The 892-nt window shown below is 54.6% G+C and carries 1 protein-coding gene; it reads right to left on the bottom strand.

Going from position 1 to position 892, the window contains the following annotated elements; genetic code table 11:
- Window positions 1–5: 5 nt before the first annotated feature.
- Window positions 6–785: a transposase family protein gene (locus tag L6758_RS10900; protein WP_237200026.1), complete on the bottom strand. Its 780-nt coding sequence runs from the start codon at window positions 783–785 to the stop codon at window positions 6–8.
- Window positions 786–892: the final 107 nt, after the last annotated feature.

Genomic DNA, 892 nt, shown 5'->3' with positions numbered 1-892 from the left:
GAGGCTTATTCAAAAGTCCCACCCGCAGCCAAAAACACCAACCCCCGCACCACCGAAAACACCCGCCCATACAACCCTAACGGCCGCCTAAACCCCGTATGAAGAATCCGCCAAGTCTTGATGTGCGCGATAACCCGCTCCACCACCGACCGTAGCCGATTCACCACCCGGTTATTCCGCTTCTGCTCCCGGCTCAGCCGTTGGCCCGGCTTACGCCTGGCCGGGGTAGCCAACCCCAGACCCACATAGCCCTTATCAGCCAGAGTCGAGGAATCCAGCAGCTGATCTAGCCCGTGAACCTTGAAGGCATATGCATCATGCCTAGCCCCAGGCAACGGGTCAGTGATGGCTAGGAGTCTGCCATCTAGGGTGCAGATGACTTGGTGGTTGAATCCGGCTCGTTTGTGCTTTCCAGAGAAATTTGTTTTACCAAGTGAACGCCAATTCCACGTGGGTATCAGGGTCCCATCGATGACCAAAGATCCTGGTACTTTAAGGCTTTCTTTCAAAGGCTGAGTCAGCGGAGTGAGAATCTTCTTCAGGGCCTTTTCGATGGTGTTGATAGCTCGTGAGACTGTCGATTGAGAGACAGCAAAAAGTTCTGCGAGGAGTTCTTCGGTGAGGTTATGGCGGTGGTAGAGCAGGGTGATTTTGAGGGCTTGGTCGAGGGTTAGTGCTGGTGGTCTACCTCTGTTGATGGGTGTCCAGGTGGTGTGGTTTTTGAGGACAGTGAGCAGTGTGGCGAATTGGGTTGGGGTCAGGCCGGTGGTACGGTGGTGGTGCAACGGTTCCTCCGGTGCGGTGCTGAGAATATTACTGGCGTTTTATCCTCTAGGTTGCCGTGTGGTGGGGCCGTTGTCTAGTTGGTGGGTTGGATTTTTGAATAAGCCTC

The sequence above is a fragment of the Rothia nasimurium genome (assembly GCF_928382285.1).
Taxonomy (GTDB): Bacteria; Actinomycetota; Actinomycetes; order Actinomycetales; family Micrococcaceae; genus Rothia; species Rothia nasimurium_E.
This window is presented reverse-complemented; position numbering and strand designations above follow the sequence as displayed.